The organism is Modestobacter excelsi, from assembly GCF_005930495.1.
GTDB classification, from domain to species: domain Bacteria; phylum Actinomycetota; class Actinomycetes; order Mycobacteriales; family Geodermatophilaceae; genus Modestobacter; species Modestobacter excelsi.
The window spans coordinates 51,416-71,717 of sequence record NZ_SJEX01000009.1 but is presented as its reverse complement, the minus strand read 5'-3'; the positions used below and the strand labels follow the sequence as shown (position 1 = coordinate 71,717).

General features: G+C 74.4%; 24 protein-coding genes and 2 pseudogenes. 14 read left to right on the top strand and 12 right to left on the bottom strand.

Features of this window, described 5'->3' with window-relative positions:
* Positions 1-9: 9 nt before the first annotated feature.
* Positions 10-1,404 (bottom strand): M20 family metallopeptidase, encoded by a 1,395-nt coding sequence (locus FHL80_RS05475; protein ID WP_138732437.1) that lies wholly within the window; start codon positions 1,402-1,404, stop codon positions 10-12.
* A 38-nt stretch (positions 1,405-1,442) separates the two neighbouring features.
* Between FHL80_RS05475 and FHL80_RS05470 the strand changes: the two genes are divergently transcribed.
* The 3 genes and pseudogenes from FHL80_RS05470 to FHL80_RS27190 form a co-directional block, all read left to right on the top strand.
* Positions 1,443-1,589 carry a helix-turn-helix domain-containing protein gene (locus FHL80_RS05470; protein WP_216870446.1) on the top strand — a complete coding sequence of 49 codons (147 nt, stop codon included), beginning with the start codon at positions 1,443-1,445 and terminating at the stop codon, positions 1,587-1,589.
* The gene (locus tag FHL80_RS05465; RefSeq protein WP_216870445.1) at positions 1,586-1,861 is read left to right on the top strand and encodes an ATP-dependent Clp protease proteolytic subunit; all 276 of its coding nucleotides are present in this window, start codon (positions 1,586-1,588) and stop codon (positions 1,859-1,861) included. Before FHL80_RS05470 ends, FHL80_RS05465 begins: the two co-directional genes overlap by 4 nt.
* Positions 1,858-2,205: pseudogene (locus tag FHL80_RS27190) on the top strand (molybdenum cofactor biosysynthesis protein); the annotation flags it as partial. The gene FHL80_RS05465 and the pseudogene FHL80_RS27190, both read left to right, overlap by 4 nt.
* A gap of 201 nt (positions 2,206-2,406) precedes the next feature.
* Here the strand turns inward: FHL80_RS27190 and FHL80_RS05455 are convergent.
* From FHL80_RS05455 to FHL80_RS05435, 5 genes are all read right to left on the bottom strand, one after another.
* A complete protein-coding gene (locus tag FHL80_RS05455) occupies positions 2,407-2,736 on the bottom strand; it encodes a hypothetical protein (RefSeq protein ID WP_138732435.1) in 330 nt (109 codons plus the stop codon).
* A gap of 9 nt (positions 2,737-2,745) precedes the next feature.
* Positions 2,746-3,777: an SPFH domain-containing protein gene (locus FHL80_RS05450; protein ID WP_216870444.1), complete on the bottom strand. Its 1,032-nt coding sequence runs from the start codon at positions 3,775-3,777 to the stop codon at positions 2,746-2,748.
* An 89-nt stretch (positions 3,778-3,866) separates the two neighbouring features.
* Entirely contained in the window at positions 3,867-4,805 is a 939-nt protein-coding gene (locus FHL80_RS05445) for a vWA domain-containing protein (RefSeq protein WP_246078476.1), read from the bottom strand.
* A gap of 98 nt (positions 4,806-4,903) precedes the next feature.
* On the bottom strand, positions 4,904-5,755 hold the full coding sequence (locus FHL80_RS05440) for an AAA family ATPase (protein ID WP_138732434.1): 852 nt from the start codon (positions 5,753-5,755) through the stop codon (positions 4,904-4,906).
* Positions 5,756-5,898: 143 nt separating this feature from the next.
* Positions 5,899-7,029, bottom strand: coding sequence for an NDMA-dependent alcohol dehydrogenase (locus FHL80_RS05435; protein ID WP_138732433.1), 1,131 nt, complete (start codon positions 7,027-7,029; stop codon positions 5,899-5,901).
* A gap of 203 nt (positions 7,030-7,232) precedes the next feature.
* Between FHL80_RS05435 and FHL80_RS05430 the strand changes: the two genes are divergently transcribed.
* A complete protein-coding gene (locus FHL80_RS05430; protein ID WP_138732432.1) occupies positions 7,233-7,595 on the top strand; it encodes a hypothetical protein in 363 nt (120 codons plus the stop codon).
* 9 nt (positions 7,596-7,604) lie between these two features.
* Here FHL80_RS05430 and FHL80_RS05425 read toward each other — a convergent pair whose 3' ends face one another.
* A complete protein-coding gene (locus FHL80_RS05425; RefSeq protein WP_216870443.1) occupies positions 7,605-8,000 on the bottom strand; it encodes a DUF3224 domain-containing protein in 396 nt (131 codons plus the stop codon).
* Between the two features lie 65 nt (positions 8,001-8,065).
* Between FHL80_RS05425 and FHL80_RS05420 the strand changes: the two genes are divergently transcribed.
* From FHL80_RS05420 to FHL80_RS27185, 3 genes and pseudogenes are all read left to right on the top strand, one after another.
* The gene (locus FHL80_RS05420) at positions 8,066-9,517 is read left to right on the top strand and encodes a bifunctional 3-(3-hydroxy-phenyl)propionate/3-hydroxycinnamic acid hydroxylase (protein ID WP_138732430.1); all 1,452 of its coding nucleotides are present in this window, start codon (positions 8,066-8,068) and stop codon (positions 9,515-9,517) included.
* Positions 9,514-10,737, top strand: coding sequence for a cysteine desulfurase-like protein (locus tag FHL80_RS05415; protein WP_138732429.1), 1,224 nt, complete (start codon positions 9,514-9,516; stop codon positions 10,735-10,737). The genes FHL80_RS05420 and FHL80_RS05415 overlap by 4 nt, the downstream gene beginning before the upstream one ends.
* A 50-nt stretch (positions 10,738-10,787) precedes the next feature.
* Positions 10,788-12,250: pseudogene (locus FHL80_RS27185) on the top strand (HNH endonuclease signature motif containing protein).
* Between the two features lie 220 nt (positions 12,251-12,470).
* On the opposite strand, the gene FHL80_RS05405 reads toward FHL80_RS27185, so the two are convergent.
* The 4 genes from FHL80_RS05405 to FHL80_RS25235 form a co-directional block, all read right to left on the bottom strand.
* Positions 12,471-12,857, bottom strand: coding sequence for a hypothetical protein (locus tag FHL80_RS05405; RefSeq protein WP_138732428.1), 387 nt, complete (start codon positions 12,855-12,857; stop codon positions 12,471-12,473).
* Positions 12,858-13,266: 409 nt separating this feature from the next.
* Positions 13,267-13,875 carry a dihydrodipicolinate synthase family protein gene (locus tag FHL80_RS05400; RefSeq protein ID WP_138732427.1) on the bottom strand — a complete coding sequence of 203 codons (609 nt, stop codon included), beginning with the start codon at positions 13,873-13,875 and terminating at the stop codon, positions 13,267-13,269.
* Between the two features lie 13 nt (positions 13,876-13,888).
* Positions 13,889-14,605, bottom strand: a complete 717-nt coding sequence (locus FHL80_RS05395) for a mycothiol-dependent nitroreductase Rv2466c family protein (protein WP_246078475.1) — start codon at positions 14,603-14,605, stop codon at positions 13,889-13,891.
* A 10-nt stretch (positions 14,606-14,615) separates the two neighbouring features.
* Complete coding sequence (locus tag FHL80_RS25235) at positions 14,616-14,765, bottom strand: hypothetical protein (RefSeq protein ID WP_216870442.1); 150 nt, start codon at positions 14,763-14,765, stop codon at positions 14,616-14,618.
* 293 nt (positions 14,766-15,058) lie between these two features.
* Here FHL80_RS25235 and FHL80_RS05390 point away from each other — a divergent pair, with 293 nt between their 5' ends.
* The gene (locus FHL80_RS05390) at positions 15,059-15,613 is read left to right on the top strand and encodes a hypothetical protein (RefSeq protein WP_138732425.1); all 555 of its coding nucleotides are present in this window, start codon (positions 15,059-15,061) and stop codon (positions 15,611-15,613) included.
* A gap of 50 nt (positions 15,614-15,663) precedes the next feature.
* Here the strand turns inward: FHL80_RS05390 and mftR are convergent, their stop codons facing one another.
* Entirely contained in the window at positions 15,664-16,257 is a 594-nt protein-coding gene (gene mftR / locus FHL80_RS05385; protein WP_138732424.1) for a mycofactocin system transcriptional regulator MftR, read from the bottom strand.
* Positions 16,258-16,597: 340 nt separating this feature from the next.
* Between mftR and mftA the strand changes: the two genes are divergently transcribed.
* The 6 genes from mftA to FHL80_RS05360 all read left to right on the top strand — a co-directional run bounded on the left by mftA (position 16,598) and on the right by FHL80_RS05360 (position 20,263).
* Positions 16,598-16,717 carry a mycofactocin precursor MftA gene (gene mftA, locus FHL80_RS05380; protein ID WP_138732423.1) on the top strand — a complete coding sequence of 40 codons (120 nt, stop codon included), beginning with the start codon at positions 16,598-16,600 and terminating at the stop codon, positions 16,715-16,717.
* A 47-nt stretch (positions 16,718-16,764) separates the two neighbouring features.
* Entirely contained in the window at positions 16,765-17,085 is a 321-nt protein-coding gene (mftB, locus tag FHL80_RS05375) for a mycofactocin biosynthesis chaperone MftB (protein ID WP_138732422.1), read from the top strand.
* Positions 17,082-18,308, top strand: coding sequence for a mycofactocin radical SAM maturase (gene mftC, locus FHL80_RS05370; RefSeq protein WP_138732421.1), 1,227 nt, complete (start codon positions 17,082-17,084; stop codon positions 18,306-18,308). The genes mftB and mftC overlap by 4 nt, the downstream gene beginning before the upstream one ends.
* A gap of 70 nt (positions 18,309-18,378) precedes the next feature.
* Positions 18,379-18,525 carry a hypothetical protein gene (locus FHL80_RS25230; protein WP_216870441.1) on the top strand — a complete coding sequence of 49 codons (147 nt, stop codon included), beginning with the start codon at positions 18,379-18,381 and terminating at the stop codon, positions 18,523-18,525.
* Positions 18,465-19,427, top strand: coding sequence for a mycofactocin-coupled SDR family oxidoreductase (locus FHL80_RS05365; RefSeq protein ID WP_342777314.1), 963 nt, complete (start codon positions 18,465-18,467; stop codon positions 19,425-19,427). The genes FHL80_RS25230 and FHL80_RS05365 overlap by 61 nt, the downstream gene beginning before the upstream one ends.
* The gene (locus FHL80_RS05360; protein WP_281283432.1) at positions 19,424-20,263 is read left to right on the top strand and encodes a mycofactocin-coupled SDR family oxidoreductase; all 840 of its coding nucleotides are present in this window, start codon (positions 19,424-19,426) and stop codon (positions 20,261-20,263) included. Before FHL80_RS05365 ends, FHL80_RS05360 begins: the two co-directional genes overlap by 4 nt.
* Positions 20,264-20,302: the final 39 nt, after the last annotated feature.

The window sequence follows — 20,302 nt, the reverse complement described above, 5'->3', positions numbered from 1 at the left end:
CTTAGGCGTTCAGGAGGACGACGGCCAAGGGGCGTCCGGTTCGCCGAGGTCCCACCACAGGCCGGCCATGAGCTGCAGGGACTCGCGGACCAGCGCGGTCGGCAGGTGCTCGTCCGGCGCGTGCTGGGCGCAGCCGGGGTAGGAGTGCGGCACCCACACCGTCGGCAGCCCGAGCTCGTGCGCGAACGGCTCGTTGGGCAGCGACCCGCCGAGGTTGGGCAGCAGTGCCGGCGTCAGCCCGGTGCTGCGCTCGATCGAGCCGAGCGTCCAGGTCACCCACGGGTCCTCGGGGTCGGTCCGGGTCGCCGCCATCGTGTGCTCGACCTCGACCTGCACGTCGGCGAACCCGGCGGCGTCCAGGTGCGCGCGGAGGACCGGGAGCACCTGGACGGGGTCGGTGCCGACGACGAAGCGCAGCTGGCAGTGCGCCCGGGCGGTCGGCGGGATGGCGTTCACCGGCGCGCCCGGGTCGCCGGCGGTCATCGCCAGCACCTCGAGGGTGTTCCAGGCGTAGAGCCGCTCGCCGGGGGACAGCCCCGGCTCGCCCCAGTCCGGGTCGAGCGTCGGGCTGTCCGGGCCCTGGTCGACGTCGATGTCGCGCAGCGCCGCGCGCACCGGCGCCGGGACGCCGTCCGGCCGCAGCCCCTCGACCAGCAGCCGGCCCCGGGCGTCGACCAGCGCGGCCAGCGCGTTCGCCAGGACGACGGCCGGGTTGACCAGCACCCCGCCCCAGTTGCCCGAGTGGTGCGCGGTCTGCCGGGCGGTGACCTGGAGGGTCACGTTGACCGAGCCGCGGGTGCCGAGGAAGACCGTCGGCCGGTCGGCGGCCACCCGGGGGCCGTCGGAGCCGATCAGCAGGTCGGCGGCGAGCTCGTCGCGGTGCTGGGCGCACAGCTCGGTCAGGCCGGGGGAGCCGGACTCCTCGCCCATGTCGAGCAGCAGGGTGACGTCATAGCCGAGCCGCCCGCCGCGGGCGGCGATCACCTGCTCGAGGGCCACCAGGTTGACCGTGTGCTGGCCCTTGTTGTCCGCGACGCCGCGGCCGTACCAGCGGTCGCCCTCGACGACGACCCGCCACGGGTCGAGCCCGGCGCGCCACTGCTCGGGGTGCGCCGGCTGGACGTCGCCGTGCCCGTAGGTGAGCACCCGCCGCGGCGAGCCCTCCGACCGGTGCGCGACCAGGAACGGATGCCCCGGCGAAATGGGGTTCGGCACCACCCGGGCGGTGAAGCCCAGCCGTTCGACGTCCGGCACCAGCTCCTCGGTGAGGTACGCCCGTAGGTCGTCGGCGCGCCCGGGGTCGGCGCTCTCGGTCTGGTACCGGACCCGGCGCCCCAGGGTCTCGAGGAAGGCACCGGAGTCGAAGGTGGCGGTCGCGGCGTCGAGGGCGGTCTGGCGGTCCACGACCCCACGCTGGCACCTCCCGGACCCCGGTGCCATGAGTGCTGGCCGCGATACCGTCGCAGTCCGCCGTCGCCCGGCTGGAGAGCGGTGAGTGGGACGCGCGGCTGCCCACGATCGAGCGCTACGCAGCCGCGGTGGGCTCCACCGTCGACTGGCAGGTCCGACCCTCCGAGGAGTCCCCGTGAGCACCGTCACCGGCACCCGGCCCCCGCTCCGCCCCGACCCGCCCGAACCGCAGCCACCCCGCGGCGTCCGTGGCTGGGACGTCGAGACGTGGGCGGCCGCGCACGCCCGGCAGGTCCAGCGGCTGGACGAGCGACTGGCCGAGGCCTGCGGCCGTCCGGTCGAGGAGGTCGCCGACGACGTGCACGCCGGTCGGCTGCTCACCGCCGACGAGGCGCGGGCGTACGGGCTGGCCGACGGCACGGCCGCGCCACGCCACGGTCGGGCCGGGTGAGCGACGACGACCTGCCCCACCGGTACGACGTCGAGGTGGTCGGCCTGCTCGCCTCGCCCGAGCACCGCTGGGACGGCCGGCCCGACGCGGCCCTCGCCGGGGGCGGGGTCGACCGGCGCGACCGGCTGGAGGTGCGGGCCGGACACGGGATCGTGGGCGACCGCTACGCCGGCCGGCCGGCGCACCGGGACGCCACGGTCACCGTGATCGCTGCGGAGGCACTCGAGGCGCTGGCCGCCGAGCTGGGCAGCGGCCCGCTGGACCCGCTGGCCACCCGGCGCAACGTCGTGCTGCGCGGCGCCGAGGTCGAGGCGCTGCGGGGGCAGCCGTTCAGCCTGGACGGCGTCCTGCTCGCCGGTGGCCGGCCGGCGAACCCGTGCGCGTGGCTGGACCTCGCGCTGGCCCCGGGCGCGCACCGCGGCCTGCGGGGCCGCGCCGGATCCGCTGCGCGGCCCGCAGCGACGGCGTCCTGGTGCTCGGCCCGGCGGTGCTCCGGTCCGCCGTCCCGCTCGACCCGGCCCGGGCCGGGGACGCCGTCCGCCCGGTCAGCCGGACAGCGAGGGGCCGTTGAGGTCGATGGCCCGGTCGTAGGCGACCTGCCGGGCGGCGCTGAACCGCTCGTGCCAGTCCGGTGCGCCGTCCGGGATCTCCTCGACGACCGACTCGCCGAGCACCCGGGTCTCCCCGGTGGGCAGCCGGGCGACCTTGCGGACGACGACCCGGGTCACGCCCCCGACGGCCTCATGGGCGTCCTCCCAGCGGGCGGCCGCCTCGGCGGCCGGCCACTGGCGGGCGGGCCGGCCGAGCCAGGTCTGCACCGCGACCACGACCAGCGAGACCAGCAGGGCGAGGACGATCAGGTCGAGCAGGACCACGGCGGTGCCTCACTGTCCGGTGACGGTGAACCCGGTGCCCGGGGCGTACGTGGTGAGCCCGTCGGGCAGCGCCTTGAGGACGTCGATCTGCGCGCAGGTCGGGCACCCGTTGTAGCCGTTCTGCCGCGCCACGTCGGCCTCGGCGTCGATCTGCGCCCGCTGCAGGGCGGCCTGGGACTCGGTGACCCCGGCGAAGGCAGCCTGCGCCTGGTTGATGGCGTCCTGCACGTTCTGCGGCAGCTCGATCTTGCTGAGCACGAACCGTGGGTTGACCAGGATGTCCACCCCGAGGACGTCGTTGACGTCCCGGCTGAACCCGTCGTTCACCGCCGCCTGCACCTGGTTGATCGTCTGGTTGCCGTTCGCGTCGGGGTTGACCACCGCTGCGGCCTGGGCGCTGGAGTTGGCCGCCAGCGAGCAGGAGGCGACCAGGTCGGCGCACTCCACGTTGCCGATCTCCTGCCGGAGCACGTTCTGCACCAGGTTGCCCAGGGTGAAGTTGAGGAAGGCGCTCCAGCCCTCGTCGCCGTCCCAGGCGGCGATCTGCCCGTCCGAGCCGGGGTAGGTGCGGGTGCCGTACTCGTCGTCGAAGGCGCTCATCACGTCCTCGTCGGTGAAGTTGACGTCGAAGTAGAAGGTGCCCTCCACGCCGACCAGCACGCCGTCCTTGGTGGGCACGTTGATGACCTCGTTGGAGTCGGCGTCCTCCTGCCCGCTGACCTTGAAGTTCCGCTGCGTCGAGGGGTAGGGGTGCTCGGCGGAGAACAGCCCGGTGGAGGTCAGCGAGGAGTTCGGCTGGATCACCTGGCGGATGCTGTTGTCGTCGAACGGGCCGCCGTTCCGCACGACGACCACGTGCCCGCCGTCGGCCTTGGTGAACCCGGAGGCGAAGGCGATGCCGGGGACGAGCACACCCAGCACCACGGCGAGGACGACGACCAGGCTGAGCAGGACCCGCCGGCCGCGCGGGCGCTGCACCGTGCGGGCCGGCAGGTCGGCGGCACCGGACGGCGACGGCTTGGTCGGGGACTTCAGGGGCACGGTCTCTCCTGCTGCTGGGAGCGCTGATGCGGCAGCGGACTGTACGACCGCGCGGTGCCCGGCGGGGGGACGTCGTCCGGGGTCCTCCCTCAGTCGAGCAGGGTGCGCACGGCGGCCGGCGCCTGCGAGGGGCGGTGCAGCGGTGCCGACCGGCCGCCACCGGCCGCGGCCAGCGCCGCGCACGCCTCCGCCGACCCCGGCTCACCGGACAGCGCGAGCACGTGCAGCCGGGCCCCCGCGCGGGCCAGGGCCGCCGCTGCCGGGACCGGGTCGGGGCTGTCGGTGGGCATCCCGTCGGACAGCAGCAGCACGTCGCGGACCGCGGTGCGGGTCCGGGCCAGCTGCTGTCCGGCGGTCCGGAGCGCCAGGTCCAGGTCCGTCGTCCCGCCGCCGCGCAGGTCGAACAGCCGGTCGACCACGACCTCCGGGCGCGCTCCCGCCGTCAGCGGCTGGAGCACCACCGCGGTCGACCAGAACGCCACCACCGCCAGCTCGTCGCCCGGCCGCATCCGCTGGGCCAGCGCCGACGCCGTCAGGACGGCGGCCGCCAGCTCGTCCCCGGCGACGGAGCCCGACGCGTCGACGACCAGCACGCAGGCCCGGCCGGCCGCCCGCCAGCTGCGGGTGTGCAGGTGCTCGGCCCGCCAGCGCGGCTCCGCGCCCCGGGCGGCGAGGGTGGCGTCCAGGTCGATGTCGGCGCCGGTCGGGTCGCGGCGGGTGACCACCCGCCGGCTGCCCGCCCGGTCGGGCACGCCGGTGCGCGGGACCGTGACCGGCAGCCGCGCGGCCAGCGTGCGGGCGGCGGCGCGCAGCCGGGGGTCGAAGGCCCGGCCCAGGGCGGCCACCAGCCGGGCCGCCGCATCGGGGTCCCGGCCGGCCAGGTCGGCCAGCGCCTCCTCGTCCAGCTGGCCGGCCTCCGGGCTGACCTGGGTGAACTCGGCGTGCGTGCGAGCGAGCTGGTCGCGGCTGGCGCCCCGGGCGCCCTGGCGGCGGAGCAGCTCGGCGACCTGGTCGGGGTCCTCCACCACCGACGGCGGACCCGGGCGCGCGCCCGGAGGTGCGGCGCCGGGTGGTGGCGGCGCCCCCGGCTCCGGCTGGTCTCCCCGGGGCTCGTCCGCCTCGGGGATCAGGGTTTTCCCAGCTCCTCACCGGCCCGTCGCCAGATGTCGGAGACGACGTCCTCGACCGGCCTGGTCAGCCCGTCGGCGACGGTGACCTTGCCGGTGAGCGCGGCCAGCGCGGCGTCCGCGCCGGTGCGCTCGTCCACCTCGGTGCTGCCTCGGACGACGGCGAGCTCGGTGGCGATCAGCACGGTGTCGATCGCGCCGCGCACCGAGGACCCGATCCGCAGCTCGGGGTGGTCGCGGGTGATCCGTACGGCCCGCACGGCGCGGTGCACCAGCGCGTCGGGGCTGCCGGTGGCCGCGGTGACGACGGCGCGCTCGGCGTCCTCGTCCTGGTAGCCCATCGCCACCCGGCAGGACCGGTCGTACAACGCCGGGGTGATCCGCGCGGTGCCGACGGCGTCGAACGGGTTCATGGCCGCGACCAGCCGGAACGTCGGGCGCGCCGGTACCCGGCCGAACCGCGGCACGTGCATCTCGCGCTCGGACAGCACGCCGAGCAGCACGTTCATCGTCTCCTCGGGCACCCGGTTGAACTCCTCGACGTAGAGGAGCGCGCCCTCGGTCATCGCCCGGGTGAGCGGGCCGGGCACGAAGTTCTCCGGGCGGTAGTCCTCGCTGAGCACCCGGGAGGCGTCGTGGTGGCCGACCAGCCGGGTCGGGGTCAGCTCGGCGTTGCCCTCGACCAGGACCAGCGGCACGCCGGTGCCGTCGGCCAGCGCGCGCAGCAGCGTCGTCTTCCCGGTGCCCGGTGGGCCCTCGAGGACGACGTTCCGCCCGGCCGACAGCGCCGCGGCGACCACCTCGGCCTCCCGGACCCGGGCGACGACCCGCTCCTGGGCGGTGCGGACCATCCCCACCGCGTCCAGCCGGGCAGCGTCGTGTCGGGCAGGCGCAGGGATGGTCGGCTCCTCGTCGAACGGGACGGTGGGGCCCCGGGGGCCGGTACGACCGGCCCCCGGGGTGCGGCCTCGTCACAGGGCGACGAGGCCCGTGCTCAGGAGTCGTAGACGATGACGCCGCGGAGGTTCTTGCCCTCGTGCAGGTCCTCGTAGCCCTGGTTGATGTCGTCCAGCTTGTACCGCTTGGTGATCAGCTCGTCGAGCTTGATGTTGCCCTCCTGGTAGAGCCGCAGCATCTTCTGCATGTCCGAGCTGGGGTTCTGGTCACCGAACAGGGCGCCGCGGATCTCCTTGGTGAACAGCGCCAGCATGCTGGGGTTGATCGGGATGCCGACGTCGGTGAGGTCGCCGAGGCCGGTGACGACGACCCGCCCGCCCTTGCCGATCGCGTCGAACGCCTGGGCGATGTGCTCGCCCTTGAGCACCCCGACGGTCACCAGCGCCTTGTCGGCGCCCTGCCCGTTGGTGACGCTGCGCGCGAAGTCGGCGGCCTCCTCGATGCTCGCGAAGGTCTGGGTGGCGCCGAGCTCGCGGGCCTTCTCCAGCTTGAAGGGCACCGGGTCGACGGCGATGACGTGGCTGGCCCCGGCGTGGGCCGCGCCCTGGACGGCGTTGATGCCGATCCCGCCGATGCCCATCACGATGACCGTGTCGCCGGCCCGGACCTCGCCGGCCTGGACGGCGGTGCCCCAGCCGGTGCCGACGCCGCACCCGACTAGGCAGGCCACGTCGAGCGGGATGCTCTTGTCGATCTTGACGGTGGAACGGATGTCCACCGTGGTGATCTCGGCGAAGGTCCCCAGCCCGCACATCTGACCGACGTCCTCGCCGTCGGAGGTCTTGACCCGGAAGCTCGACGCGTCGTCCCACCGCGAGCCGACGAGCAGGTTGGCGCCCGAATCGCAGATGTACTGCTGGCCGTTGGCGCAGTAGCGGCACCGGCCGCAGCCGGGCAGGAACGAGAAGACGACGTGGTCGCCCTCCTCGAAGCCCGTCACGCCCGGGCCGACGGCGGTGACGACGCCGGCGCCCTCGTGGCCGCCGAGGAAGGGGTACTTGCCGACCTGCATGTCGCCGGTGGCGATGTGGTCGTCGGAGTGGCACAGCCCGGAGGCGGCCAGCTTGACCTGGAGCTCGCCGGCCTGCGGGTCGTCGACGACCAGGTCGGTGACCTCCCACTTGCCGGGGGCGGAACGCATGATGGCGCCGCGGGTGTTGACAGGCACAGGGTCCTCCTCGTCGCCCTCCACGATGAGGGCCTCGATGGCGTGCGCAGCTGCGCAGTCCGGTCGCACGTTATGGCACAGGTCACAGCCGAAGGAAGTCCCGTGCAACGTTGTGGACGGTCCGTGCAACGGTCCCCGGTGGCGGGCCGGGTGCCCCGCTGGTTGGTTGGACACCGCCCTCCCCTGGCGCGCAAGGAGCTGCTGTGCCCTCCCTGACCTCCCTCGTCGGTGCTGCGACGGCCGGTTACGGGGCGGTCCTGGTCGCCGCGCCGACGGTCCTGCTCCGGCCGTGCGGCCTGGCGGACACCCCGGACACCCGCCTGCTCACCCGCTCCCTCGCCGTCCGGGACGTCGTCCTGGGCCTGGCGCTGGTCGCCGCCCCGGCCGGCAGGGCCCGCCGGCTCGCCACCGCCGCCCGGGTGGTCGCCGACGCCGGTGACGCCGCGGCGTTCGGCGCCGGGCTGGCGGGCCGGACGGCGCGCGCGCCGCTGGTCGCCCTCGCGGCTGCCGGCTGGGGTGCGGTGACGCTGCTGGCCGACGTGCTCGACGAGCGCGCCGGCCGCTGACTGCGGGCCTCAGTCCGGCAGGACGGCGTCCAGGGTCAGCAGCTGGTGCGCGACGACGCCGGTGCCCTGCAGGCCGGTCAGCTCGCCGGTGCCCGAGCCGGCGACCACCCGTGCCCACTGGACGGTCGGCACGCCCTCGCCCATCGAGGCGCCGTGCTCGAGCACGAAGCTCCCGGTGCGCCCGGCCAGCGTGCCGGTGATCCGCTCCTGCGCCACGTAGGAGGCACCGCGCGGGCCGTTCGTGGTGAGCGCGTGACCGGTGGCGGAGCCGGTGAGCTGCTCGCCGGTGTAGGTCTTGGCCAGCACCACCCGCGCGGTCGGCGGGGCGTCGGGGTCGGCCGGGTCGGGGTCGGCGACGCCGTCCCAGGTGTCGAGGGAGAACGGGGCGTCCAGGTGCAGGTCCACGCCGACAGGTTGCCCGGCCGACCACCGTCCTGTCGTGCACTTCCCCGACAGGCAGACTCGGCGGCGTGACGGTGGTGGTGGTCGGCGCCGGGCCGGTCGGGGTGACCGCGGCGCTGCTGCTGGCCCGCCGGGGCATCGACGTCCTGGTGCTCGACCGGCACGCCGAGGCCCACCCGCTGCCGCGGGCGGTGCACCTGGACGACGAGTCGTTGCGGGTGCTGCAGGCGGCCGGGGTCGCCGACGCGTTCGCTGCCGTCAGCCGGCCGATGGCCGGCCTGCGGCTGCTGGACGGCGGCGGCCGCACGCTGGCCGAGTTCCCCCGCGGCGCCGGGGACCACGGCTGGCCGCAGGGCTCGATGTTCAGCCAGCCCGACCTGGAGCAGGTGCTGCGCGACGCGCTGGCCGCCGAACCGCGGGCCCGGTTGCGCGGTGGCGTCGAGGTGGTGCGCCTGGACGGTGCCGGTCCGGTCCGTCTGACCGTCCGCGACCGGGACACCGGCGCCGAGGAGCAGCTGGTCGCCGACGCGGTGCTCGGCTGCGACGGGGCGAGGAGCACCGTGCGGGGGCAGATCGGCGCCCGGATGCGCGACCTGGGGCCGGGGGAGCGGTGGTTGGTCGTCGACCTGGTGGCCGACACGCCGCTGCCGGTCTGGCCCGGCGTGCAGCAGGTCTGCGACGCCGTCCGGCCGGCCACCTTCATGCCGGTCGCCGGGGCCCGGTACCGCGCCGAGTTCCGGCTGCGCGAGCACGAGGCCGTCGCCGACCTCGACCTCGACGGGCTGCTGGGCCGGTTCGGTGCGGCCGGCTGCACGGTGGTCCGGTCGGCCGAGTACCGGTACGCCGCGCAGGTCGCCGACCGGTGGCGGCAGGGCCGCGTACTGCTCAACGGGGACGCCGCGCACCTGACCCCGCCGTTCATCGGCCAGGGGCTGGGGCTCGGCCTGCGCGACGCGCACCAGCTGGCCTGGAAGCTCGCCGCCGTCCTCGACGGTGCCGACGACGCGCTGCTGGACACCCACCAGGCCGAGCGCGCGCCGCACGCCCGCTCGCTGGTCCGGCTGGCGGTGCTGCTGGGCCGGCTCATGACCGGCGGTGGGAACCGCGCCGCCCTGGTGCGCCGCGGGGTGCTCACCGGGGTGCGCCGGGTGCCGCGGCTGGCCGCCTTCACCGCGTCCAGCCGGACCCCGCCGCTGCGCCCGGGCCCGCAGGTGCGCCGTCCCCGGTTCGCGCCGGGCTCCCCGGTGGGGAGCCTGCTGCCGCAGCCGCCGGTCGAGGGACCGCAGCGGCTGGACGACGTCCTCGGTCCGGACTGGGCGGTGGTCACCGCCGGCGGGCCGGTCCCGCCGAGCTGGCCGGGGAGGGTCGTGCGGGCCGACGAGCTGGGGTCGCCCGAGCTGGTGCGCTGGCTTCGCGGTCGGTCGGTCCTCGTGCGCCCGGACCGGATCGTCGCCGCCGTCGCCCGGCGCCAGCGCGGCTGGTGGCGGTGGGACCGGCCGCCTAACGTCAGCTCCCGATGACTCTCGACGTCGCGGCAGTCCGCGCCTCCTTCCCCGCCCTGGCCGCCGGCTACGCCCACTTCGACGGCCCGGGCGGCTCGCAGACCCCCGCCGCCGTCGCGCAGGCGGTCGCCGCGACCCTGACCGCGCCGATCGCCAACCGCGGGTCGGTGACGGAGGCCGAGCGCAACGCGGACGCCGTCGTCCGTGGCGCCCGGCAGGCGGTCGCCGACCTCACCGGCGGCGATCCCGGCGGTGTGGTCTTCGGGCGCAGCGCCACGACGCTGACCTACGAGCTGTCCCGGGTGCTGTCGGCCGGCTGGGGGCCGGACGACGAGGTCGTGGTGACCCGGCTGGACCACGACGCCAACATCCGCCCCTGGGTGCAGGCCGCGCGCGCCCGCGGCGCCACCGTTCGGTGGGCCGACTTCGACCCCGCGACGGGCGAGCTGGACCCGGCGACCGTCGGCGCCCTGCTCTCCTCGCGGACCCGGCTGGTCGCCGTCACCGGCGCCTCCAACCTGATCGGCACCCGCCCCGACGTCGCCGCGATCACCGCGCTGGCGCACGAGGCAGGTGCGCTGACCTGGGTGGACGGCGTGCACCTCACCGCGCACGCCCCGGTGGACGTCGAGGCGCTCGGCGCGGACTTCTTCGTCTGCTCCCCGTACAAGTTCCTCGGCCCGCACTGCGGTTGCCTGGTCGCCGCGCCTGCGCTGCTGGAGACGCTGCACCCGGACAAGCTGCTGCCCTCGACCGACGCCGTGCCGGAGCGGTTCGAGCTCGGGACCCTGCCCTACGAGCAGTTGGCGGGCACCACGGCCGCCATCGACTTCCTCGCCGGCCTGGCCGGCCCCGAGGGGGAGAGGCGGGCCCGGCTCGTCGCGTCGATGACGGCGCTGGAGGAGCACGAGGACCGGCTGCGCGAGCGGATCGAGGACGGCCTCAGGGAGCTGCCGGGCGTGACGGTGTGGTCCCGCGCCGCCTCCCGGACGCCGACGTTGCTGCTCACCTTCGCCGGCCGGGACGCCGCCGACGCCTACCGGTTCCTCGCCGAGCGCGGTGTGAACGCCCCCGCCGGGTCGTTCTACGCGCTGGAGGCATCCCGGCACCTGGGCCTGGGCGATGCCGGCGGCCTGCGGGTGGGGCTCGCGCCGTACAACGACGACGCCGACGTCGACCGACTGCTCACCGGCCTCCGGGAGTTCCTCGGCTCGAGCCAGGGCCGATCTGAGCGCTGACGGGTGTCCGGACCCCCGGAACCGTCGTACCCCGTACGTGTGTTCGGCCCATGGCAGCGACGGTCGACGTGGTGGTGGACCTGGTGTGGGAGCACCGTGTCGCTGCCCCGCGGTTGCCGGTGTCCTGGCTGTCGGATGAGGAGAAGGCGGTGGAGCTGCAGCGGGTGCAGCAGCGCCGGGCCGCCGACACCGCCTACGAGGCCGAGCTGATCATGAGCCTGGCCGCCCAGCGGCCGGCGTCGGCTGATCCGGCCCTGGGCAGTCCAGGCGCGCGGCAATCCGGGTGGGCGATCGACGAGGCCTATGACGGGGTGAGTGAGTTCTTCACCGCCGAGCTCTCGACGGTGCTCAACCTCGGTCGCCGGACCGCCGGCTACCGCTACGCCCGCGCCTCCACCTGGCTGCGGAAGCTGCCGGCCACGTTCGCCGCCCTGCAGGCCGGGGAGCTGGACGAGCGGCGGGCCAGCCAGCTCGCCGACGTCCTGCAGCACACCAACGCAGCGGTGGCCGGCAGGTCGAGGCGGCACTGCTGCCCGAGGCGACCGACCTGTCTGTCCACAAGCTGGGTGGCCGGGCCACCGAGCTGATGGTCGAACTCGACGTCGAGGCGGCCGACGTGCGCCGGAAGGAGGCGGAGCAGACCGCCGACGTGCACGTCCACCCCTCCGCCACCGACGGCCGGTCCACCATCGCCGCGGACCTGCCCACCGACGAGGCCTTCGAGTGCTTCGACGTCGTCGACCAGCTCGCGAGGATGCTCAAGGCCGACGGCGACCCCCGCCGGATCGGGGCGCTGCGGGCGCACGTGCTGTCCCTGCTGATCCGCCGCCCCGCCGACTCCGGGCTCCCGCCGGTGACGGCCAACGTGACCGTCACCGCCGGCCTCGACGCCCTCGGCGGCACGGGCAGCACCCCGGGTGAGGTGAACGGGCTGCCGATCACCGCCGCCCACGTCCGCGCACTGCTGGCCCGGGTCGGTGCCCTCGGCTTGGCCGCTCCCGAGGGCGGGTCGCTGAGGTTCGCGATCACCGGCCCGGACGGGGAGCTGCTGGCCACCCTCACCCCCGCCGAACTGGATCGGCTGGCCCGCCGCTGCTGCCCCACCCACCACGACGTCGAGACCGCCAGCAGCTGCGGGTGCCCGGTGACCGGGCGGCCACCGGGGACCGCCGCCTACACCCCCACCGCCCGGCAACGGGCGTTCGTCAGCATCCGCGACCGGCGCTGCCGGTTCCCCAACTGCGGGCAGCGGGTCGGCTGGGCCGACCTCGACCACGTCACCGCCCACAACTGCGGCGGAGCGACCGACTGCGCCAACCTGTGCTGCCTGTGCCGCTCCCACCACCGCCTGAAGACCTTCGCCCCCGGCTGGCGGTTCACCATGACCCCCGACGGCGTCCTGCAGGTCACCACCCCGTCGGGCGTCACCCGCACCACGAGGCCACCGGGCATGCGACCCCCACCCGAGTCGCCGGCCGAACCGCCACCAGCAGATGACCCGCCACCGTTCTAGTCCCCGGTCCGGCAGCGTCTGCCTGGTGGAGGACGGGGACCAGAGCCACCGCCCGGGATGGTGCAGCTGCAGATCAGGACCAGTACCGCGGCCGGCTGCGTTCGCCCGGACCAGGCGGAGCGGGGCTGCGTTCGGCACGTCCCTGGGGCGTCACGTCACCGAGTTCGCGGCGTGGAGCCACCCGGCGCCGATCGACCAGGCCTCACATCTCCCGCTGGGCTCACAGGTGGCACACCGACGTGACCACCATGTCCACGAACGCGTGCGCCTGCTCGTCATGAACCGACGGGAACAACCTCTCGATGCCCTCCGCCATCGTGAACTCGTCGTAGCGGGCGGGGTGTCCCAGTCGGACGCAGATCCCCTGGGCGACGGCCCAGCCGGTGTTGGCGTCCAGCGGGATGCCCAGTTGCTGCATTGCGTCGACGAAGGTGCCGGGAACGTCCGACGCGGTCGCAGTCGCAGTCGCAGTCACTGTCACGGTCGGGGCCGGCGTCGTGGTCGGAGTCGGGGCTGTGGCGGCCATGGGTTGGTCGGCGACCGCCGTGCTGGAGCCATCCGAGGAAGCGAGGACGAGCGCGGCAGCGATCGCGGCGACGACGAGCACACCGACGGCGATCAGGGACAGGCGCCGGCGGCGGTCCCTCGGCGTCGGGTGGTGGGCGTGCCGGTGATGAGCAGCGGGCAGAGGGCCGTTGTCGGCCATGTCAGTGGTCCCAGGAACAAGGCAGCGGGGCTACCGCGCCGACCAGTGACAGGTACCGCACTGCCCCCGGGATCCGGGCTCCACCGCGGCCCGGGTCCGCGGCCGGCGCTCCCACGGCCAACTCGACGACGATCACGAGCACCTCCGCGCACGTCCAAGACTGCCGGTACGGTGCGCGGAGCCTACGCGTTCACCCCCTCCTCGTCCCCACGATCGTCACTGCGAATTGGGCCTCCGACCGGACGTGGAAGATGGCCTGACCAGCGCGGCTCGCGGTACCAGATCCCGAGGCGTCGGCTGTTGCTTCGTCTCAGCGTTCGGCGATCGCCTTGATCGCGGCGAGTGTGGCGGGGATGCCGGCGTGCGCGGCGCGGGTGCGCTCCTCGACCTGGCGCTGGGCGTCCTCGCCGTAGCGCTCGACGAAGAACTCCTGCCCGGCGGGCAGGAACTCCCAGGTCTCGGTCAGCCGGGTGCCGCCGTCCACCGGCTCCAGGACGAACCCCCAGCGCACCAGCCTGCCGCCGACCAGCCAGGCGAACTCCCGACCGCGCTCCGCGGCGACGACCAGGCTGCGGGTCTCCCAGGTGCGCTCCGGGGTCTCGTTGTGGCCGGTGAACCAGTCGCCCACCTGCCCGGTCGCGCCCTCGTCCCACCAGCACGCGGTGCAGACCGGGCTCCACTCGCCGGTCCGGGTCACGTCGGACACCAGGTCGTAGAGCTCCTCCGGGCCTGTCCGGACGACGACGGAGTCCGAGTGCGTGCGGCTGTCCATGGTGGTCACCCTGCCACCAGCCCGGCAGCGACGGGACGGCGTCTCCACCGAGCAGCGGACCCCGGTGCGGGCGGGGACGTCGTAACGCATCACCGGCAGGTCGGTGGCGTCGGCGACGGCCACGGTGTGCTGGCGGATCCCCTTCACTCACCGGCTCGACCTAGTGGTGCCGGCGCCGGCTCCCGCCGTGCCAGTCCTCCTGCTCGCCCACCTCATCGGGCTCGACGCCCAGGCCACGCAGCTGCGGCAGCTCCCGCAGGCTGCGCTTGAGCTCGGCGAAGCCGGGGAACGAGGCCAGGCCGACGACGTGGTCCCACAGCCGGACGGCGTCGGCCTCGCTGGGCAGCCGGCTGATCACCGGCCCGAAGAAGGCGACCCCGGCGGGCGGCTGGACGTGGATGATCGGCGTGCCCACGTCCCGGCCGGTCAGCGCCAGCGCCTCGTCGGTCTCCGCCTGCACGACGGCGTCGAGGGAGGCGTCGTCCAGCGCCTCGGCCAACGCCGCGGGGAGGCCGGCCGACGCCAGCACCGGATCGAGGAACGCCCGGGTGCCGCGGCGGTCGGCGCTGTCCTCGGGGTCGGGTGGGGAGTCGAACAGGCGCTGACCCAGCGCCTCGTACAGCGTGCCCACCGCCGCACGGCCGTGCTCCGCGCGGGTCCGGGCGGCCACCCGGAGCAGCCGCAACCCGGCGGTGTGCCCGACCTCGTAGTCCGGCGGGAACTGCGCGTCGTAGTCGACCGCGGCGTTGACCAGGCGCAGCGAGACGAACCGCCAGTCCACCGAGTAGTCCCGCTGCGCCTGCACCAGCCGCACCCACCTGCTGGTCATCCAGGCGAACGGGCAGACCGGGTCGAAGTAGAAGCGGAGATCGGCCACGGCGTCCACGCTAGGCGCGGTCCGCGGCTGCGGCCGGGTCCAGCTCGACGGCGTAGGAGGTGAGCGGGGTCAGCAGACCACCGCTGAACTCGTAGCGGCCCACGGCGTCCACCGCGGCGGCGCCCTCGCCGGCGACGACGACGAAGCGGACCCTCTTCACCGTCGTGGTCGCCGGCTCGGTCGCGGTGGCCGGAGAATGCCTCGGCGGTCTCGGGGGGCGTGGTCATGGCCCGGTCATCGGTGGTCCGCCCGTTGCGCCGACGAATCGCAGACAGTGGGCCATCGGAAGGGTTCAACGGAAACGGGCGGGTAACGGAGCCCCATGCGGATCGACGAGGACCGGGTCGCCGAACGCGTCGACCGGACGGCCCTCGTGCAGTTCCCCGGTGGCGGTGGAGGCCTCGACGGCCTCCGCGGTCGCTGGTCCACCACCCCGACCCGAGAGGCCCAGCAATGGCTACCAACACCCTGTCCCGCTCCCTGCACGACGTCGGCCTCGCCGCCTGGTTCGGCGGCACGCTCGCGAACGCCGTCGCGCTGAACGCCGCTGCTGCCGAGGCCGGCAGCGACAAGTCCGCCGGCGCCGTCGCCAACGCCGGCTGGAACCGGTGGACGCCGGTCAACGCCGCCGCCATCGGCGCCCACCTGGTGGGCAGCGTCGGTCAGCTCGGTGCCAACAAGGACCGGGTCGCCCAGCAGAAGGGCGTCGGCGGCATGTCGGCGGCCAAGACCCTGCTCACCGCCGCGGCTCTGGGCGTGACCGCCTACAGCCGCGTCCTGGGCAACATCGTCAAGCAGGGCGGTGCCACCCCGTCGAAGCGGGGGACCAAGCCCTCCAAGCGCGCCCGCGCGGACATCGCGGCCGCGCAGAACAAGCTCGACCAGCTGCAGTGGGTCATCCCGGCGATCACCGGGACGCTCGTCGTCATCAGCTCCTACGCCGGTGAGCAGCAGCGCCCGTCCGAGGTGCTGCGCGGCATCTCGGAGAAGAGCAGCACCACCGTCTGACCTCGCAGGTCAGGAGCGCGGCCGGGGAACCGGCCGCGCTCCCCAGGCGACTACCGGAGGGCCGGGAAGCCGGCGGCCAACTCGTCGAAGGCCTGGTGCAGCACCGTGCCGAGCGAGCTCCGCCCGTCGGCGAGCCAGACCTCGAACGCCGTCGTCGCCGCCGCGCGGGTGCTGACGGCCACCAGCCGCGGGACGAGCGCGTCCGGGGTGACCCCGGTGCGCCGGGCCACGTGGGCGGCGACGACCCGGTCGACGGCGGCGTACCGGACCTGGGAGTGCGCCTGCAGCGCCGGCTCGGTGAGGATCAGCCGCATCCGCTGCCGCAGCATCGGCAGGTCGGCCTGCGCGTAGTCGTTGACCTCGACGTAGGCCGCGCAGATCGAGGTCAGCACCGACTGGTCGGCGGCCGTGGCGGCGAGCATCCCCTCGAGGCGGACGACGTGGGCGTCGAAGTCACCCCACACCGCGTCGGCCTTCGCGCTGACGTAGCGGAAGAACGTGCGCCGGCTGATGCCCGCGGCGTCCGCGATCCCGTCGATCGTCACCTGCTCGAAGCCCTGCGCGGTGAAGAGGTCGAGGGCGGCCTGCTCGATCCGGGCGCGGGTCTCCTCGCGCGCGTCAGGGACGACCACTGCCTGGGTCATGGGCCCAGTCTGCCCCGCCACCGACCGCCGGAGCCGCGGCCGGGCGACGACACGGGGGTGGGTCAGCGGACCGGCGCCACCAGCCCCGGCGCCCCGGACTGACCGGGGAGCACGTCGGCGACGGTGAGCAGGGCGAAGAAGGCGACGAGCACGGCGACGGTGAGCACGGGGACCTCCAGGTCGGGTGGGTACCCGGCCGAGCATCGGCCGCCGGTCTGGGAGCGGCCGGGGCGCTTGCTGTGCAGGACCTGGGCGTCCGCAACTGCCCCTTGCCGGTGGCACTCGGTGTCACTAGCGTCGGGCTCGTCCGATCGTGAACCAGATCACTCCCGGAGGCACCGTGCCCGAGACGACGCAGGACGAGACCCGCACCGAGACGCCGGCCGCCGCCGAGGAGGTGCTCGTCGAGGAGTCCCTGGTCGAGGAGGTCTCGATCGACGGCATGTGCGGGGTGTACTGATCGACGGCTCCTCCGCCCCCGCGCTCGGGCAGCCGACCGCGGGGGCGGTGACGATCCCCGCCGAGCACGTACCTGTGGATGAGACCGTGCCCTTCGACCCGTCCGTGCCCTGGCGGAAGTCGCCGTCGGTGGCGCTGCGGCCGGAGCCGTTCGGTGCGCTCGTCTACCACTTCGGGAACCGGAAGCTGTCGTTCCTGAAGTCGAAGCCGCTGGTCGCGGTGGTGACGGCCCTGGAGGCGCACCCCGACGTGCCGAGCACCCTGGCCGCCTGCGCGGTGCCCGAGGCGCAGCACCGGGCCTACGTCACCGCGCTGGCCACGCTCGCCCGCTCGCAGATGATCCAACGCCGCACCGAGGAGTCCGCGTGACCGCCGTCCTGCCGTCCCGCCCTGCCGAGCGCCCCACGGGCGGAAAGCTGATCGACCAGTTCGAGTACGGCCTGGACGCGCCGATCTGCCTCACCTGGGAGCTCACCTACGCCTGCAACCTGGCCTGCGTGCACTGCCTGTCCTCCTCCGGACGGCGCGACCCGCGCGAGTTGAGCACCGCCGAGGCCGAGGCGGTCATCGACGAGCTGCAGCGGATGCAGGTCTTCTATGTCAACGTCGGGGGCGGCGAGCCGACCGTGCGGCCGGACTTCTGGCACCTGCTGGACTACGCCATCGGCCACGACGTCGGCGTCAAGTTCTCCACCAACGGCATCAAGCTGGACCGGGCCCGCGCCCAGCAGCTGGCCCGCACCGACTACGTCGACGTGCAGATCTCCCTGGACGGCGCGACCGCCGAGGTCAACGACGCCGTCCGCGGCACCGGCTCGTTCGCCACCGCCACCCGGGCGCTGGAGAACCTGGCCGAGGCCGGCATGAAGGACTTCAAGGTCTCCGTCGTCGTCACCCGGGAGAACGCCGGGCAGCTCGACGAGTTCAGGGCGCTCACCGACCGCTACGGCGCCCAGCTGCGGATCACCCGCTTCCGGCCGTCGGGTCGCGGCGCCGACGTCTGGGACCGGCTGCACCCCACCCAGGCCCAGCAGCGCGACCTCTACTCCTGGCTGCTGGCCAACGGCGACCAGGTGCTCACCGGCGACTCCTTCTTCCACCTGTCCGCCCTGGGTGAGGCCCTGCCCGGGCTGAACCTGTGCGGTGCCGGCCGGGTGGTCTGCCTCATCGACCCGGTCGGTGACGTCTACGCCTGCCCGTTCGCCATCCACGAGCAGTTCCTCGCCGGCAATGTGCGCTCACCGGGCGGGTTCCAGCAGGTGTGGCAGCACAGCGAGCTGTTCGCCGACCTGCGCAACCCGCAGACCGGCGGCGCGTGCACGAAGTGCGCCCACTTCGACGCCTGCCGCGGTGGCTGCATGGCGGCCAAGTTCTTCACCGGCCTGCCGCTGGACGGCCCGGACCCGGAGTGCGTGCAGGGCTACGGCGAGACCGCCCTGGCCGCCCGCGACCTGGAGCTGGCCACCCCGAGGAGCCACCTGGACCACAGCCACACCGGCCCGGTCCGCGGCCAGCCCACGATGCTCGGCCTGCCGAGCATCCCGGCCAAGCTGTGCGACGAGTCCCCGCTGGCCGGCCTGCAGCCCAGCTGACCCCCGCCCGCCTGCGCGCACGGCGCAGGCGTGGACGACGACGACCGGACCGACCAGGGAGGTGGAGCGCGTGGCCGTCCTGGACTGCCGCCTGCCGCTCCCCGCCCTGGCCTCCCTCGAGCTCTCCCGCCCCTGGTACCTGCGTGGCCCGGCGGCGTGGCACCCGCGAACCGGGCGGCCGGCGGCCGCCGCCCCGGAAGGGGCCCCGACGGTCTGACCCCGGGTGGTCGGACCGTGTCCAGGCACGTCCACAGCGGGGGACCACAGGAAGAGCGCACGTCATGGGCAAGCTCGAGGGCAAGGTCGCCTTCATCACCGGCGCGGCACGCGGTCAGGGCCGCAGCCACGCCGTCCGGCTGGCGCAGGAGGGCGCCGACATCATCGCCGTCGACCTGCTGGAGCAGGTCGGGTCGGTGGGGTACCCGCTGGCCACGGAGGAGGACCTGGACGAGACCGTCCGGCTGGTCGAGGCCCCTGGACCGGCGGATCGTCGCCGGCAAGGCCGACGTCCGGGACACCGCCGCGCTCCGGCGTGCGGTCGACGACGGGGTCGCCGAGCTGGGCCGGCTGGACATCGTGCTGGCCAACGCCGGCATCGCCAGCTTCGCGCCGGTCGAGGAGATGACCGACGAGATGTGGGACGACATGATCGCCGTCAACCTGACCGGGGTGTTCAAGACGGTGCGCGCGGCCGTCCCGCACCTGAAGGCGGGCGGGAACGGCGGCGCGATCGTGCTCACCAGCTCCACCGCCGGGATCATGGGCCTGCCGAACCTGACGCACTACGTGGCCGCCAAGCACGGCGTCGTGGGCATCATGAAGACGCTGGCGTTGGAACTGGCGCCGCACATGATCCGGGTGAACTCGGTGCACCCGACGTCGGTGGACACGATGATGATCCACAACGAGCAGACGTACGGGACCTTCCGGCCGGACAAGGCGCCCTCGGAGGTGACCCGGGACGACGTCGGGGAGGCCTTCCAGAGCCTGAACGCGCTGCCTGTCCAGTGGGTCGAACCCGTCGACATCAGCAACGCCATCCTCTTCCTGGTCAGCGACGACGGCCGGTACGTCACCGGCGTCCAGCTGCCCGTCGACGCCGGGTCGGTGATCAAGTGACGGCGGGCCGGATGGAGGGCAAGGTCGTCTTCGTCACCGGCGCGGCCCGCGGCATGGGGCGCAGCCACGCCGTGCGGCTCGCGCAGGAGGGCGCCGACATCATCGGCATGGACATCTGCGGGCCGATCCCGGGCGGTCAGGCGCCGGTCGCGTCGGCGGACGACCTGGCCGAGACGGTGGCTGCCGTCGAGGCCCTCGACCGGCGGATGGTGACCTTCCAGGCCGACGTCACCGACGAGGAGGCGCTCACCTCCGGGCTGGCGGACGGCGTGGCCCAGCTCGGCCGGCTGGACTGCGCCGTCGCCAACGCCGGGATCGGGGGCGTGCCCAACCAGGTGGCGGACATGCCGGCCCAGGACTGGCGAGACGTCATCGAGACCAACCTGACCGGGGTCTTCCTCACGGCCAAGGTCGTGGTCCCGCACATCCGGGCGCACGGCGACGGGGGGTCGATCCTGCTGATCAGCTCGGCGCTGGGGCTGCGCGGCATGCAGAACGTGTCGGCGTACGCCGCGGCCAAGCACGGCGTGGTCGGCCTGATGCGCAGCCTCGCGATCGAGCTCGCGCCCGACCGCATCCGGGTGAACTCGATCCACCCGACGAACGTGGCCACCCCGCTGGTGCTGAACGGGAACACCTTCAAGCTGTTCCGCCCCGACCTCGAGGAGCCGGGCGAGGACGACGTCCGGGAGGCCTTCACCGGGCTCAACCTGCTCGAGGTGCCGTGGATCGAGCCGAACGACATCAGCGAGGCGGTGCTGTACCTGGCCGCCGACTCCGGCCGCTACGTCACCGGTGCGCTGCACAAGGTCGACGCCGGCTGGATCACCAAGTGAGCGTGCCGCTCGATCCCACCGATCACCACTGCAGGAGGA